The organism is Daejeonella sp. (genome assembly GCF_044232565.1).
Lineage (GTDB): Bacteria > Bacteroidota > Bacteroidia > Sphingobacteriales > Sphingobacteriaceae > Daejeonella.
Window position 1 is genome coordinate 1 of the sequence record NZ_JBIILQ010000034.1, and the last position, 16,918, is coordinate 16,918.

General features: G+C 36.6%; 14 protein-coding genes. 2 read left to right on the forward strand and 12 right to left on the reverse strand.

Annotated elements, in window-relative coordinates; translation table 11 throughout:
- From ACILQF_RS03480 to ACILQF_RS03505, 6 genes are all read right to left on the reverse strand, one after another.
- A partial coding sequence (locus ACILQF_RS03480; protein ID WP_395626024.1) for a M20/M25/M40 family metallo-hydrolase occupies window positions 1–1,326 on the reverse strand: 1,326 nt, incomplete at its 3' end.
- 55 nt (window positions 1,327–1,381) lie between these two features.
- Entirely contained in the window at window positions 1,382–2,785 is a 1,404-nt protein-coding gene (locus ACILQF_RS03485; RefSeq protein WP_395626025.1) for an MBL fold metallo-hydrolase RNA specificity domain-containing protein, read from the reverse strand.
- A gap of 185 nt (window positions 2,786–2,970) precedes the next feature.
- Window positions 2,971–3,735 carry a succinate dehydrogenase/fumarate reductase iron-sulfur subunit gene (locus tag ACILQF_RS03490; protein WP_395626026.1) on the reverse strand — a complete coding sequence of 255 codons (765 nt, stop codon included), beginning with the start codon at window positions 3,733–3,735 and terminating at the stop codon, window positions 2,971–2,973.
- A 104-nt stretch (window positions 3,736–3,839) separates the two neighbouring features.
- Window positions 3,840–5,774, reverse strand: coding sequence for a fumarate reductase/succinate dehydrogenase flavoprotein subunit (locus ACILQF_RS03495; RefSeq protein WP_395626027.1), 1,935 nt, complete (start codon window positions 5,772–5,774; stop codon window positions 3,840–3,842).
- Window positions 5,775–5,819: 45 nt separating this feature from the next.
- Complete coding sequence (locus ACILQF_RS03500) at window positions 5,820–6,602, reverse strand: succinate dehydrogenase cytochrome b subunit (RefSeq protein WP_395626028.1); 783 nt, start codon at window positions 6,600–6,602, stop codon at window positions 5,820–5,822.
- Between the two features lie 250 nt (window positions 6,603–6,852).
- Window positions 6,853–8,358: a Do family serine endopeptidase gene (locus ACILQF_RS03505; protein ID WP_395626029.1), complete on the reverse strand. Its 1,506-nt coding sequence runs from the start codon at window positions 8,356–8,358 to the stop codon at window positions 6,853–6,855.
- Window positions 8,359–8,592: 234 nt separating this feature from the next.
- Between ACILQF_RS03505 and dapF the strand changes: the two genes are divergently transcribed.
- Both dapF and ACILQF_RS03515 read left to right on the forward strand, forming a co-directional pair.
- Window positions 8,593–9,381 carry a diaminopimelate epimerase gene (gene dapF / locus ACILQF_RS03510; RefSeq protein WP_395626030.1) on the forward strand — a complete coding sequence of 263 codons (789 nt, stop codon included), beginning with the start codon at window positions 8,593–8,595 and terminating at the stop codon, window positions 9,379–9,381.
- A gap of 200 nt (window positions 9,382–9,581) precedes the next feature.
- Window positions 9,582–12,482, forward strand: coding sequence for a DEAD/DEAH box helicase (locus ACILQF_RS03515; RefSeq protein ID WP_395626031.1), 2,901 nt, complete (start codon window positions 9,582–9,584; stop codon window positions 12,480–12,482).
- A 69-nt stretch (window positions 12,483–12,551) separates the two neighbouring features.
- On the opposite strand, the gene aat is transcribed toward ACILQF_RS03515, so the two are convergent.
- The 6 genes from aat to ACILQF_RS03545 all read right to left on the reverse strand — a co-directional run.
- Complete coding sequence (gene aat, locus ACILQF_RS03520) at window positions 12,552–13,181, reverse strand: leucyl/phenylalanyl-tRNA--protein transferase (protein ID WP_395626032.1); 630 nt, start codon at window positions 13,179–13,181, stop codon at window positions 12,552–12,554.
- 59 nt (window positions 13,182–13,240) lie between these two features.
- On the reverse strand, window positions 13,241–13,903 hold the full coding sequence (locus ACILQF_RS03525) for a TonB family protein (RefSeq protein ID WP_395626033.1): 663 nt from the start codon (window positions 13,901–13,903) through the stop codon (window positions 13,241–13,243).
- Between the two features lie 74 nt (window positions 13,904–13,977).
- Window positions 13,978–14,607 (reverse strand): hemolysin III family protein, encoded by a 630-nt coding sequence (locus tag ACILQF_RS03530; RefSeq protein ID WP_395626034.1) that lies wholly within the window; start codon window positions 14,605–14,607, stop codon window positions 13,978–13,980.
- Window positions 14,608–14,612: 5 nt separating this feature from the next.
- Window positions 14,613–14,996 (reverse strand): 30S ribosome-binding factor RbfA, encoded by a 384-nt coding sequence (gene rbfA, locus ACILQF_RS03535; protein WP_395626035.1) that lies wholly within the window; start codon window positions 14,994–14,996, stop codon window positions 14,613–14,615.
- Between the two features lie 40 nt (window positions 14,997–15,036).
- Entirely contained in the window at window positions 15,037–16,224 is a 1,188-nt protein-coding gene (hflX, locus tag ACILQF_RS03540) for a GTPase HflX (RefSeq protein ID WP_395626036.1), read from the reverse strand.
- A 94-nt stretch (window positions 16,225–16,318) separates the two neighbouring features.
- The coding region (locus ACILQF_RS03545; protein ID WP_395626037.1) for an indole-3-glycerol-phosphate synthase at window positions 16,319–16,918 on the reverse strand (600 nt) is incomplete at its 5' end.

Below are 16,918 nucleotides of genomic sequence, written 5' to 3' on the forward strand. Positions count from 1 at the left end.
CACCAAGCTTTCATGTCCATCACTATCAACTGATTGTACACCAAAGTAATAGTTATCTTTTGAATAATTGAGAATTGCTTTTGTATCGGTAACAAAAAACTTTTTCTGCCAAACCGGACTACTTGTTTCTCTCATCACCACATAATAACCAATAGGTGTTTCGCCGGCAGGGAGTTCCCACCTAAGTTCAGTTTTATTCGTTAAACCACTGGTTACAATGCCCACCTTTTGAGGTTCTCTTGGTGCTAAAGCTAGATTAGCAAGCGATGCCAAATTCATTCGGGTTACTTTGCGGGTATATTCATAATCTACAAAATCAGGTAAATCACCATAATCAGTGCCATTTTCTTTACGGACTGTTTGATGCTGACGATCAAAATTTTCATTCATTTCGGTAACCCTTATTCCTGCGAAACCAAGCTGAGAAAATGGTGTATGGTCACCACCCCTAAGATACCTGTCGCGACGATAGATCAACTTAACATCTAATTGCTCCACATACCGTTCGCCAACTTCCTTAAAATATCTTGCAAATTGCCTTGCATTACCATCATTCTCTGATCCTGTACTTGCACGTCGAAGCGCTTCTTCAGGGCTTTCTACAACTGAAACTCCCTCACTGAATATTCTAACACTGTTATTGTCCTTTAAACCAGTTTCAATACCATAGGTATTACCCACAATATCATTGGTAATCATACCAGCTACATTCCAACCTTCTGCTTTTGCTCGTTTTGCAAGATTGGCAGCACCATATAAACCTTGCTCTTCAGCAACCATGGCCACAAAAATCAAGGTGCAATTAAACTTAAACTTACTCATTACCCTGGCCAGCTCCATAGCAGCAGCTGTTCCTGAGGCATCATCATTGGCACCTGGAGCAAAAATTTTAGAATCGTTTACATCTGATGCCCTAGAATCATAATGGCCTGAAACAATAAATACACGGTCATCTGCAGGGTCAGTTCCAGGAAGTATCCCCAATACATTTTTCATAACCATTGGAGTAGCAATCCTTCTACCATCAGCAGCTTGAGTGAATGTATCAAACTCAACCTTAAGCCTCCCTCCTGAAGCTGCAGAATAACGTTCTAACTCTGATTTAATCCAATTACGAGCTGCGCCAATACCAGTAGTGGCACTTAAGGTATCGCTCATGCTATGACGGGTTTGAAAACTCACTAATTTCCTGACTATGGATTCAATGTTTTGCGAAGAAACCGCTTCAACCATTGTTTTGATCTGCTGATCTTGCCTGATAATTGTAGTTTGCGACCAGCTATTGAAACCTGATGCAATTAAAATAAATGATACTAGGTATCTCATGTTATAAGTATAATTATTTAATTTATAGTTGAAAAATAGGTAATTCAAAACAATTTTAAATAAGAATAAATTCCTGATGCCTTTCGGGAATCTCTACAGAATTGAATCCCTTTGCTAGGATTTTCTCTTTAAATACTTCCTGTACATTATATTCTCCATGAACCAAAAAAAGCTTCTTCACTTTTGACGAATCTTGACATTCCAAAAATTTCAAGAGATCTTCATAATCACCATGTGCACTCATTGAACGTATGGTTCTAACTTCAGCTTTTACGGTATACTCTTCTCCAAATATAGTTACAGAGGTATGTCCTGCCATTAATCGCCCACCTAAAGAATTAGGTTCACAATAACCAACCATCAAAATTGTATTTTTTTCATCAGATATAGTATTCTTAATATGGTGTTTTACCCTACCGGCTTCTGCCATGCCAGAAGCAGAAATAATAACACATGGATCAGAATCACTATTTAATGCAATAGACGCAGTAGTATCCTGTATAAAAGTCAATTTTTTAAAATTAAATGGGTCATCATCATGAAGCATGAGTTCCTGAACATGTTTGTTGAAATTTTCAGGATGACTTTTTACAACATTGGTAGCCTTTATTGATAAAGGACTGTCAACGTAATATTTTACATCTGGAAGAATTCCCCTTACCTCAAGATCATTTAATGAATACAGTAATTCTTGAGTACGGCCAACACTAAATGCAGGAATAATAACCTTACCACGACGTAGAATACAAGTTTGATAGATAATCTCCTTAAGTAATTCTTCTGCCGGTTCCGTATCCTTATGCAGGCTATCGCCGTAGGTAGATTCCAAAAGAATATAATCGGATTGTTTAAATGTTTCGGGTGATTTCAGAATAAGATCACCATAGCGGCCAACATCTCCACTAAATGTTAATCGGCTAGTTTTTCCATTTTCATTGATTGTTAAATGAACTGCTGCACTACCAATAATATGGCCTACATCAGTGAGCTCTAGCTTAATATCTTCATTAATCTGAAACTCCGTATTATACTCAATAATACGGAACTGCGTTAAGCAGGCCATTGCATCATCTTCGGTATACAATGGCTTTAACAATGGCAAACCTTTACGCGCTCTGCGTTTATTACTATACTCTGAATCCTTCTGCTGAATTCTAGCAGAATCCATCAATAAAATCCGGGCCAGGTCCATGGTGGCAGGAGTACAATAAATTTCTCCTTTAAACCCCTGGGAAACCAGTCGTGGAATCAAACCACTATGATCAATATGAGCATGACTAAGTATCAAATAATCAACCTCTGAAGGAATAAAGCCAAAATATTCATTAAGCTCATCCGATTCCTCACCCATGCCTTGAAACATCCCGCAATCCAATAAAATCTGTATGCCATTATCAAGAGTAATTAAGTGTTTACTTCCTGTGACATTCCTTGCGGCACCATGAAAACTTATTCGCATATCATTTGACCCATTTTATCAAGGTTCATTCAAAATTAGCTGAATAATATTACAATTGGGTTAATATCCAGTAAAATACGGTTGAGTTCTTGATCATTATTTTTGAATAATACACCCCATAAAAAAAGCTCAAACACGAAATACGTATTTGAGCTTCTAAAATCTTGTTAGAATTAATACTTCAACTATTCTTCAGAGTTTAAAAGTTTAGCACTAAAATAATCGCGATTCATTCTTGCAATATTTGTAATAGATATTTCTTTAGGACATTCGGCTTCACAAGCACCTGTGTTGGTACAACTTCCAAAACCTTCGGCATCCATTTGTGCAACCATGGCCTGTACACGGCGATAACGCTCAGGCTGCCCTTGTGGCAATAGTGCTAATTGAGATACTTTTGCAGAAACAAAGAGCATTGCTGAAGCATTTTTACATGCTGCAACACATGCACCACATCCTATACAAGTAGCAGAATTAAATGCTTCGTCGGCTACAACCTTTGGAATAGGAATAACATTAGCATCAGGAGCTCCACCTGTATTTACTGAAATAAATCCACCTGCTACCTGAATACGATCAAATGCTGAACGGTCTGTTGAAAGATCTTTAATTACTGGAAATCCTTCAGCGCGCCATGGCTCTATAACGATAGTATCTTTATCATTAAAGCTACGCATATGCAGCTGGCAAGTAGTAATACCTTGCTTTGGACCATGGGGTCTTCCATTAATATGCAATGAACAGGATCCGCAGATGCCCTCGCGACAATCATGATCAAAGTGAATGGGGTCATCCCCTTTCTTGATCAGCCCTTCGTTTACAACATCAAGCATTTCCAGAAATGACATATCCGGAGAAACATGGTCAGCCTGATATGAAACTAATTCACCTTTTGCTTTAGCATTTTTTTGACGCCAAACCTTTAATGTCAAATTCATATTATTGCTCATCGTATTAGATTTTAGTATTTAGTATTTAGTACCTAGTAGAAAATCAAAATTGACCTATTCATTTTAACTAGTTTTTCTAATTACTAGTTACTAGATACTTTGTACTATTTATAACTTCTTTGTGTTAATTTAACATTTTCAAAAATCAGCTCTTCTTTGTGTAAGCTTTCCGCTTGATTATCACCTTTATACTCCCAAGCAGCAGTATAGGCATAGTTCTCATCGTCGCGTAATGCCTCACCTTCTGGTGTTTGACTTTCTAAACGGAAGTGCCCACCACAAGATTCTTTTCTATCCAATGCATCATCAACCATTAGTTCGCCAAGTTCAAGGAAATCAGCTACACGGCCTGCATTTTCAAGGTTTTGATTAAATTCTTCATTCACACCAGTTACGATTGCATTCTTCCAAAAATCATCCTTAAGCTCACGAATTAAACCTTTAGCTTTAATCAAACCTTCCTCAGTTCTTGCCATTCCGCAATATTCCCACATAATATGACCTAATTCACGGTGGTATTCGCTCACGGTTTTATTACCCTTCAAACTAAGAAGTTTATTAATTCGATCAACAACACCTTTTCTTGTCTCTTCAAATGCTGGGTGATTAGTATCAACAGCTGTTGGCCCATTAGTAGCTAAATAATCTCCAATAGTATAAGGAATCACAAAATATCCATCAGCTAGTCCCTGCATCAAAGCAGAAGCTCCTAATCGATTGGCTCCATGATCAGAGAAATTGGCTTCACCAAGGGCATAAAGTCCTTTTACCGTTGTTTGTAAGTTATAATCAACCCATAAACCACCCATTGTATAATGTACTGCAGGGTAAATACGCATTGGTTGTTTGTATGGATTTTCATCTGTGATCTGTTGGTACATATCGAAGAGGTTACCATATTTTGCACGAACGGCATCTTCGCCTAATCGACTAATTGACTCGGCGAAATCAAGATAAACTGCAATACCAGAAGAACCTACACCGCGACCTTCATCTACAATTTCTTTGGCATTACGTGAAGCAACATCACGAGGTACTAGGTTGCCAAATGCCGGATATTTTCTTTCAAGGAAATAATCACGATCATCTTCCTTGAGATCGGTTACTTTTATTTCACCCTTACGCAGTTTTTCTGCTAATTCTTTTGTTTTAGGAGCCCAAACTCGACCATCATTTCTCAATGACTCCGACATTAAGGTCAACTTAGATTGGTGATCACCAGTTACGGGGATACATGTAGGGTGTATTTGAGTAAAACATGGATTAGCGAAATAAGCACCACGCTTATGTGCTTTCCATGCTGCAGTAACATTACATCCCATTGCGTTGGTAGAAAGGTAAAATACATTACCATAACCACCGGTACACAAAAGTACGGCATGTGCTGCATGAGTTTCAATTGCACCACTAATCAGGTCGCGGGTTACAATACCTTTTGCCTCACCATCCACAGTAACCACATCCATCATTTCATGGCGGGTATACATGGTAACCTTGCCTAAATTGATTTGACGATTCAAAGCAGAATAGGCACCTAATAGCAATTGCTGTCCTGTTTGACCACGAGCGTAAAAGGTACGAGAAACTTGTGATCCACCGAATGAACGGTTATCAAGTAGGCCTCCATATTCACGTGCAAATGGAACACCTTGAGCAACACATTGGTCGATAATATTAACCGAAACCTCAGCTAAACGATAAACGTTCGCTTCACGTGCACGGTAATCTCCACCCTTAATTGTATCGTAAAATAAACGATAAACACTATCGCCATCATTTTGATAATTCTTTGCACCATTTATACCCCCTTGAGCAGCAATGGAATGTGCTCGTCTGGGACTATCATGAAAGCAAAAAGCCTTAACATTATAACCCAATTCTGCCAGAGAAGCTGCTGCAGAAGCTCCAGCCAAACCTGTACCAACTACAATAACCGTGTACTTACGCTTATTTGCAGGGTTAACCAGCTTAAGGTTAAATTTGTGTTTGGACCATTTCTCGGCTAAAGGGCCTTGTGGAATTTTAGCATCTAATTTCATCTCAGAAATTTATTTAAAACCCGATTTCCCGGGTATTGTGTAATCTTATTTAAAGAAAAAGTATAAAGGCATAGCAGCAAAAGCCAATGGAATTAATACTCCAAAAACCCAAACACCTAAAAAGCGAATAATTGGGATTAATTTGCTATTGTTCCAGCCAATTGTTTGGAATGCACTCTTAAAACCGTGTATTAAGTGAAACGATAAAGCAGCCATTGCAATCACATACAATAAAACATACCACCAAGTCTGGAAGGCCTTGTTTACAACCTTATAAAGATCCTTAGAAACTACAATTCTTTTGCCAGCTTGAACATCAACAACTTCTGAGTGAACAAGAAGTTTCTCACTATAGGCCACTTCTGAAACTTCAATGACAGACGGATCGTTAAGACTGATTTTATATTCCGCATACGGAAGCTCAGCATTGTGATATTTCCACCAGAAATCACCCATGTGAACCACGATGAATACTAGTAAAATAGTTCCAAGAATTCCCATGTTTCTAGATGTCCACGGACTATTTTGGCTTCCAGCCTGTACAGCATAGGCAACTGGTCTTGCTTTTCTATTTCCAGCAGTTAGCAATAATGCATAAACAGCATGAATAATTATAGAAGCATACAACAAATAAGAAACGATTTTTATCGGACCAAAATGTGTCATGAAATAGGCGTAGGCGTTAAATGCCTGTCCATCGTCATCCTTAAACAACTGTAAGTTTCCTACTAAATGTACTACGAGAAACGTACATAGGAAAATGCCTGTAAGGGCCATTACTAGTTTTTTTCCTAAAGAAGATGAGAACGTTTTTGTGAAATTGCTCATTACCTTTTAATATTATATTATTCAAGGAGCAAATTTATCATTATATGAGAAAAATCACGCAGCTAAATGGCTTGCTTGCCAAGAATTTATCTATTTAGAAACAATCTAATTTAAAGAGTGAGAATTAAACTTATAAATTTCGAAATTTAAATAGCCCAATATTGAAATTAACTAAAAGCCTTGAAATGCTTAAAAATAAAAAAATGCCTTCTTAAATTATTAAGAAGGCATTTTTTTATTAAAATTTTAATTATTTAATCTGAAATTGGTATCTGATTTGCATGCCATCAGGGCTTATTGCATTAATGGTTGCCATGTTGTTTCTACCTGAAGAAAGTGCAGATTCAATATCCTCAACTTTAGTGATTTGACGCCCGTTAATAGAAGTAATTACTGTTCCTTGAGTAACATCAAGCTGGTCGAAAAAACCGCCCGGCTTTATACTGCTAACAACAACACCAGTATTTATTTTATATTTCTTTTTAAGCACATCGCTTATAGGCGCGAAGCTTGCCCCAAGATTTTTAGAAGCAGCACCATTAGAACTGATATTAGCAGTCTGAACAGATTCCTCACCTTTCAAAGTCACATTGGTTACTAAAAGCTTACCATCTCTTAAATAAGACAGTTGAACTTTATCGCCAGGCCCAAGGCGTCCGATTCTTTCTTGTAAATCAGATGGAGAAAGTATCTGGGTACCATCTACTTTAGTAATAATATCTCCTTCTTTTAATCCTCCTTTATCAGCTCCACTTCCGAGAATAACTTCATTGACATAAAGTCCGTTAATCTCTGAAACACCAAGACGCTTAGCCTGCTCCGCATCCAAACCTGTGAAATTAATACCGATATAACCTCTACGCACAGATCCAAATTCCTTGAAATCATTCAATACTTTTTTGGCCAAATTAACTGGAATTGCAAAGCCATAACCCTCATAACTACCACTTTGAGAGGCAATTGCGGCATTTACACCAATCAATTCCCCTTTTGTATTGACCAAAGCACCTCCACTATTTCCACGATTAATTGCCGCATCTGTTTGAATAAAGGATTCAATTGCAGTTCTAGCCTGTGGCTCACCATTATTATTTTGATTATTACCCTGATCTAGGATACCAATTTGTCTTCCCTTTGCACTAACAATACCAGCTGTAACGGTTGTATTTAATGCAAATGGATAGCCAACTGCCAGTACCCATTCGCCAACACGAACGTTATCAGAGTTGCCCAGTTTAACAATCGGAAAACCAGAACCTTCTATTTTTATTAGAGCGAGGTCGGTATTGGCATCCCTACCAATGATCTTAGCAACAAAAGAACGCTTGTCTGGGAGGATGACATCAATTTTATCCGCATCATCTACCACATGATTGTTTGTAACGATATAACCATCCTCAGATATAATTACACCCGAACCTGATCCCTGAGCTGGACCTTGAGGGCGCCTTTTGCCCCCGAAAAAATCTTCAAAAAGGTCTTGCATCTGATCACGTCCTGAATAACCTTGACCAGAATTACTATAAGTTGTCTTAATATGCACTACCGCTGGGGTTACCATAGCAGCAGCAACAGTAAAGTCAAGCTCACCAGAAGATGAATTGATTGTTGGCGATGGATTGTTTGTAAAATATACCTTTTGTTTTTCCTCGAATGTGCCTCCATCCTGAAATTTAGTCTCAATCAATTTATACGACCCGATAGCTACTGCCCCACCTAGGCAAGCTGTTAAAAAAGTTACACCAATCTTGTTCATATATTCAATTTAGTTTTTTAAAATTTATTTTTTTATTTATCTCAAAATTAATACCAGTTAAACGTATTACCAATAATTTCAATATCCTTTTTGTGTTAAAAAATGTTAAATGTATTTTCACGGTGCTTATCAATAGCAAACGGAATTAAAGCAAATTGAAATTTAATACCGAAATTTAACAAATGTTCGGGTGAGTATGAAATATTAAGCTCAAGCATGATTTATCCCTAAGGTATGAAATTAAACTTTTTTAAATACGAAGGTGCTGGCAATGATTTTATCTTAATAGATAATAGAAATGGAGCATTTTCATCAATAAAAAATACTGAGACCATAAAAAATCTATGCGATCGCCATTTCGGAATTGGTGCCGATGGCTTAATGATTTTGGAATTAAAAAATGGTTTTGATTTTGAAATGCGCTATTTCAATGCAGATGGCAGAGAAGGTAGCATGTGCGGCAATGGTGGTAGATGCATCGTTGCTTTTGCCAAGCATTTAAATTTGATCCAAACAGAAACTAACTTTTTGGCAGTTGACGGGCCGCACTATGCCACAATTTCAGAAAATGGCAATTGGGTAAGTTTACAGATGATTGACGTTCAAGAGATTGACAGCGACGGGGAAGCATTTGTACTAAATACAGGCTCACCTCATTATGTGCTTCAGGTGAATAATCTGGCTTCAAAAAACGTGTATGAAATTGGAAAAAGCATTCGTAACAATGAAATCTATTCAATAAACGGCATTAATGTTAATTTTGTAGAAGATTTTGGCGATCATTATTTTGTAAGAACCTACGAAAGAGGTGTTGAAAATGAAACATTCGCTTGTGGAACAGGTGTAACAGCCGTAAGCATGGCAATGGCAAAGAAAAAAGGTTTGTTTGGCAATATCAAAAACTCAATAAAAGTACCGGGAGGCAACTTATCCGTTTCCTTTAATTACGACGGAAAAATATTCGGCAACGTATTCCTTGAAGGTCCTGCAACTTTCGTATTCGAGGGTTCAATTGAAATTTAAGCAATTAAAGAATAGTTCATTTTATTTCTATTTCATTAAAAACAATGAAAAAACTCTCAGTTTATTGTTATAATGTTAATATTATTGCCCTTTACGTGAAAAAATACTATTTTTCACGTAAACCTCTTTAAAACACGAAAATTCTATCTAGATTTATGGCTTTTTTATTGGTTAAATGCCAATAATTTTTCTAAATACCTATGTTAAGAGTTAATAGCGAAAAGCCTTGTAAAATTGTATATTCTGTTTGCAAACATGATTACTTAGGATTTCTAATAGAGCCTCATGTTGTACAATTAAACTCAGATAAGGGTTTTTCTCTCACATACCAGAGATTATTTAGCACCACTGCCAAAGAATTTTCTTCCATTTTAGATGAAAACGACTTTAAGTTGATAAAAATCTTAGAAGAAATTGAACAGAGTAATATTATAAAACGATTCCATAAAAAAACCATCCGACCTCTTGAATATTTCAGGACCATCTTTGACGAAAAGATATACGAAGCGATAAGGCCAAAGATTGAAAAGAAGATTATCGAAGCTTTGACACTTATTGGCAATAAAAACCTTTACTTGATGAGTAAAGAAGGATGGCCAGTTGAAAGAAAGCTAATTATTGCTACTGAATCATCTTCGGTATTATTTCATTTCAGACGCAGCATCACAGAAACCAGATATTTTCCGACTATCAAATTTCAAGGGCAACGTATAGAATTCATGTTTAAGGATGCTCAAATCATTTGTAACCAGCCGGCCTGGTTATTGCTTGAGGATGTTTTATACTATTTTGAAGAAGATATAGAGGGTAAAAAATTGCAACCCTTTCTCAATAAACGTTTTATTTCCATTCCGAAATCATCTGAGAAAACATATTTCGAGAAATTTGTAGCGCCATTAATTGAAAAACATGCGGTTTATGCCGAAGGTTTTGAAATACGCACAGAAAAGTTTGAGGCAATACCTATATTAAAATTGCTCCATTCAAACGGTGAAGAACCCCAACTTCAATTATATTTCAAATATGGTAATTATATTTTCCCATCAGAGAGCGATAGAAGGGTTACCGTAAGAATGGAAAAAAAGGACAACGACTATATTTTCCATAGAATAAAACGTTCTTTAAGTTGGGAAAAAAATAAAATCCATGCTTTACAAGAGCTCGGACTAAGCTCAGAAGGGAGCCTTTTTTCTTATGATTACAAGCCACTGCAACAGGTAATTGATTCAGAAAAATCTCCATTTAGCGTTATTAACTGGCTGAATGAACATCATGACGACCTAGAAGCATTGGGTTTTTCCTTTGAGCAAACTGAGGGCAATAAACAATATGTGATTGGCCGAAGTAAAGTGGATCTAGAGATCAGAGAAAATAATGACTGGTTTGATGTACATGCAGTGGTTTATTTCGGTCCCTATCAAATACCATTTATCGACCTCAAAAATCACATTCTAAACAAAATACGTGAATTTAAACTTCCATCAGGTGAAATTGCTATAATTCCAGAGCAGTGGTTTGCGCAATTCAGCCATCTACTCCAGTTTTCGGAAGGTACTAAAGAGCTAAAGCTTAAAAAACACCATATTGGGATAGTAAATGATTTCAGTAATAGTGAACTGGCCACAGTTACAATGGACAGAAAGCTAAAAAGACTTACTGATTTCGAAGAAATAGAAGAAATAGATGTCCCTAAAGATTTTTTGGGAATATTAAGACCCTATCAAAAAGCAGGGTATAACTGGTTCCATTTCCTTAGAAAATATAATTTCGGTGGCTGTTTAGCAGATGATATGGGACTTGGTAAAACCGTACAAACTCTGGCATTATTACAAAAAATCAAGGAAGAGAACCATGAACATGGCGTGCATAGCACTTCGCTCATCATTATGCCTACCTCTCTAGTGTATAATTGGCTAAATGAAGCAAAGAAATTTGCCCCTAAACTCAAAATTCACGCCCATACGGGCAGTTTTCGGAATAAAGACATTGAGATATTCAGCAATTATGACCTCGTAATCACTACCTACGGAATAAGCAGGGTAGATATTGAGCTATTGAAGACATTTTTCTTCGAATACATTATCCTTGATGAGAGTCAAAATATTAAAAATCCAGCATCAAAATCATTTAAAGCAGTAAAAGCCCTCAAATCACAATTTAAATTAATCTTGAGTGGAACACCTGTCGAAAATACGGTAAATGATTTATGGACACAGATGTCATTCATTAATCCCGGGCTTTTAGGTAGTCAGACTCTGTTTTATACTGAATTTGTCATACCAATCGAAAAGAAAAAAGACGAAGAAAAGGCATCCAAGCTCCAAGCCTTAATCAAGCCATTTGTATTAAGAAGAACTAAAACTCAGGTAGCCACTGAATTACCTCCTAAAACGGAGAATCTATTTTATTGCCAAATGAGCGAGGTACAAAAAGAGTATTATGAAGAAATAAAATCTGAATATCGAAATGAACTGCTCCTGAATTTAGAAGATGGCGCATTCAAAAAATCTCAAATTCAGGTTTTACAAGGATTAACAAAGTTGAGACAAATTGCCAATCACCCAAGAATGATTGATGAAGATTATGAAGGTGACTCTGGGAAATTTGAAAATGTAATTCATACCCTTGAAAATGTTCTTTCAAGAGGCCATAAAGTTCTCGTTTTCTCACAATTTGTAAAGCACCTCAGCATTTATAGAAAATATTTTGATGCCGAAAACACTCCCTATGCCTATCTAGACGGGACAACAACAAAACGTGGCGATGTTGTAAAAGAGTTTCAAACCAATTCAGAAATAAAACTTTTTCTAATTTCTATTAAAGCGGGAGGAGTGGGATTAAACCTTACGGAGGCCGATTATGTGTTTATCCTAGACCCCTGGTGGAACCCAGCTGTTGAGCAACAGGCAATTGACCGGACTCACCGAATCGGACAAACAAAAAATGTTTTTATCTATAAATTTATTACCAAAGATTCGGTTGAAGAAAAGATTTTGGCCCTACAAAATAGAAAACGTAAAGTCGCCGAATCCTTGATAACCACAGAGGATAGCTTTGTCAAATCTTTAAGCGCCAAAGATATAGAAGAAATTTTAAGTTAATCGTTTGAGACCTGAATAGGGGTTCACGCATATATTCAAGATCAACGATGCTTTTAATTCGTATAAACTTTAAATCAGAAACTCCATAAATCGATTAGTACCAATAAACTCAGCACCCAGACTCTCCAAATGATCAGAATGTACCTGGCAGTCAATTAATTTGTAATTTTTATGTTCACATAAATTGATTAAAGCAGCTTTAGAGGCATTACTAACCTTACTAAACATACTCTCTCCACAAAAAACAGAGTTTATCTCAATACCATATAAACCACCTACTAATTGCTCGTTTTCCCAAACCTCCACAGAATGAGCATAGCCCAAATCAAAGAGTTGAATGTAAGCTTTTTCCATATCATTTGTTATCCAAGTGCCTAATTGATCTTCACGTGAGATCGTGGCACAAGCCCTAATAACATCGGGAAAAGCAGTATTAAAAGTAATCTTGAATTTATCTGTCTTTAAAAGCTTTCGCATTGTTTTAGAAACCTTTAATTTTTCGGGGAATAATACAAACCGCTCATGAGGAGCATACCACAAAATTGGAGATTCATCAGAAAACCAAGGAAAAATACCATTCTGATAAGCCAGAATAAGTCTTTCGGGAGAGAGATCTCCTCCCACAGCTAAAAGTCCGTCCTCATCAGCCAATTCAGGCTCAGGAAACCAAATAGTATCTTCCGACAATTGAAAAATCATGAATTTTTATCTAATCTACAATTGAGAAAAATCATTAAAATATCAGGAAGAAGAAGCGATTAGTAATTACAGTGCTGTTCGATAAATTGAGATGACAAATCACTTCCTAGCAGTCTAATGGTTATAAAATCTTCGCAAGCACCTTGCACATCACCTTGTTTTAGTTTTTGCTGCGCTTGCTTTAACAAATCCTCAATAAACTTTTTGTCAAAACCCAATTGCATTTTAATGGCCTCAATTCTAGCTTCATCTGCAGGATTATTTTGACCTTTTCTTTTTAAATCGTAATAATTAAATACCACTTTTTTTAATCCCTCGCGACTATTATAAGCATTAATTGCAGCATTTATTTCATCCTTTGATCGTTCTTCACACTTGTAATTTTTAAGCGAAAAATTAACTGGTAAAACCATAGAAATAGTGGTGTCATGATTTACCGGCATAATCCAATTCCCAGAAGTTAGGCGCACAAGGCGTAGTGCTTCCTGATCTAAATCAATCCCAAAGCCTTTTTTAACTTCTGAATGGTAAATTCTTCCCTGCTGATTCAGTTTAAAGCTGACCTGGATAGTTCCCTGAATACAATTATCACGAGAGTAGTCCGGATAAATCAAATTATTATAAATAAATTGAGTCAATTTGTTTTGTCCGCCTTTAAAAACCGGTTGCTCATCAACAAAAAATGAGAAAATTATGAAGAGTAAGGCAATTAACATGTTCATAACCTAATTTATGAAAAAAAATAGCAGAAATGCTTTTTGAGTACTAATTTTTACACTATAATTACCTCTATCTATTAAGCAAATAGATAGAGGTAATTATAGATATAGTGCGATAATGCACCTGCTACAACGAATAGATGCCATATTTCATGACTATGGAAAGTTTTTCCCATAGGCTTATCTTTATAGTAAAAGAAGGTTCCAACAATATAAAAAACACCACCTAATAACATCCATGCTATGGCTAAAAGTGGCAATTTCTCGGCCATTTCCTCCATTAAGGGAACAATCAGTGCACCCATAGAGATGTAAATGGCAAGTGAAAGTCCGGTATGCTTCAAACGATTAAAGATTTTTAATAAACAACCTGCCAAGGCGATGGTCCAAATCATCCCAAACAAAGTCCAACGAATCCAGCCATCAAAAACCAATAAAGCAGTTGGTGTATAAGACCCCGCTATCATCAGGTAAATACAACAATGGTCAAATTTCTGCCAAAATCGAATTTCTTTTTCTGTATTGGGATAACTATGATAGGTTGAACTAATACCGAATAAAACGAAGGTGCAAATACCATAAACCCATGCAGCGGTGTATTCAACTTGAATGTCTGAACGACTCAGCAATAAAAAAGTGCCGGGAATAGCTAAAATTGCCGGGAATAAATGGGTATAAAAATTAACAGGCTCTCTAATAGTCCGCATTCCAATTAATCTTCGTTCTCTGTATCTTCTGCTTGCCGTGGCTCTTTGCTAATTTGATCAAAAATTTTATCCATATGCTCCACATAGGCACTGGTATCATCGAGGAAAAATTCAAGATGTGGAACAATTCGAACCTGGTCCTTAATTCTATTACCTAATTTATACCTAATTTCATTTGCATGAGATTTGATGGTATTTATGGCAAGTGCATTATTGGAACTATTAAAAAAGCTCAAGTAAACACGAGCTATAGCAAGGTCTGGTGATACCCTTACCTTAGTAATGGTCACCATAATATTAGGCAGAAAATTCATTACTTCGCGCTGAAATATTTCAGCAAGATCTTTTTGAATAACTCCTGCAAACTTTTGTTGACGTTTTGATTCCATAACTGTTGGATAGAGTGCGTAATTTACAAATTTATTAAACTTAGTATAGTAACTTATCGTAAGGATAGCGTTTGGTATGGATAGCTTTCACGGTTTCATACAATGAAGACCTAAACTCTTCCAAATTTTCTTTGCTCAAAGCAGAGATAAAAATTGCCGGATTTCTGTCCTTACTCATCCAGCTATTTTTAAAATCATCCAAACTCATTGGTGGATGTTCCTCCTGTGGATCGTATTCTGCAGGCTTATAAGCATCTATTTTATTGAAAACAGTGATAATCTCTTTGTCGATGGCCCCCATTTCCTTCAAGGTTTCATTAACTGTATTTATCTGGTCTTCAAAATTTGGATGGGATATGTCAACCACATGAATTAAAACATCGGCTTCACGCACTTCATCTAACGTAGATTTGAAACATTCAATCAAATGGTGTGGCAATTTTCGGATAAAGCCAACGGTATCTGAAAGTAAAAATGGCAAATTTTCAATCACAACTTTCCTCACTGTAGTATCTAAGGTGGCAAAAAGCTTATTTTCAGCAAAAACCTCAGATTTAGAAATCATATTCATAATGGTTGATTTCCCAACATTGGTATAACCAACTAAAGATACCCGCACAAGCTGGCTCCTATTTTTGCGTTGAGTTTCGTTTTGCTTATCAATTTCTTTCAAGCGTTCCTTAAGCACCGATATTTTATTAAGAATTAGACGACGGTCGGTTTCAATTTGGCTTTCTCCTGGTCCGCGCATTCCAATACCACCCTTCTGACGCTCAAGGTGAGTCCATAAGCGGGTTAACCTTGGCAATAGGTATTGAAGCTGAGCAAGTTCCACCTGCGTTTTAGCTTGTGAAGTTTGAGCTCTTCGTGCAAAAATATCAAGGATCAGGTTACTCCGGTCAAGAATCTTTACCTGAAGTTCATTTTCAATATTTCGCAATTGTGAGGGCGACAGTTCATCATCGAAAATAACCATATCCATCTCTTCCGACTTCACATAGGCGTTAATTTCCTCCAGCTTGCCTGTGCCAACAAAAGTGGCACGATCTGGGCGTAACATACGTTGTGTAAAAACTTTATGCGTTTCTCCTCCAGCTGTTTCAACCAGAAACTTTAATTCATCAAGATATTCCCGGGTCTGTTCTTCAGTCTCGCCGGGTTTAATTATCCCAACAAGAACCGCTCTCTCCGGTTTTACTGTTGTGTCATGAAATTTTAGTCTAGGCATCTATTCAAATTAACAATTACAAAGATAATTTTTGAAACGGTCATTTTTAACTTTTCTCGTCAGATTACCTTTATTGTTTAAAATTATCCCAAATTTAAATTTGAGACACAAAATCTTTCATTGCTTCTCCGGGATTCAATTCTTTCATAAAATTCTCCCCAATCAAAAAACCATTAAAACCCGCTCTTTTCAGTTCAGCAATTTTCTTAGGATCACTTATGCCACTCTCAGAAATTTTTAAAAAGTTAGATGGTATATGCTCCACTAAATCATAAGAATGTTGAATAGAAACAGTGAAAGTGCCCAGATTACGATTATTTACACCCACCGCATCAAGATGATCACATAAGCTGCGATTCAATTCATTCAAGTTATGCACTTCAAGTAAGACACTCATTCCAAGTGATTTAGCGAGAGCTGCGAAGGTTTTTATTTCTTCGGGACTTAAAATGGAGGCTATAAGTAGAATGATATCAGCGCCGAGCGACTTAGCTTCAAGGATCTGATATTCATCAAGCATGAAATCTTTTCTTAAAATAGGAATCTCATTTGCATTTCTTGCTGCAATTAGATCACGATTATGACCGCCAAAAAATTGCTCATCCGTTAAAACAGAAAGTGCCGATGCGCCGGCAGCAGCATACGATTGTGTCACTTCTTCTACATTCAATTGATCATTAATAATTCCCTTTGA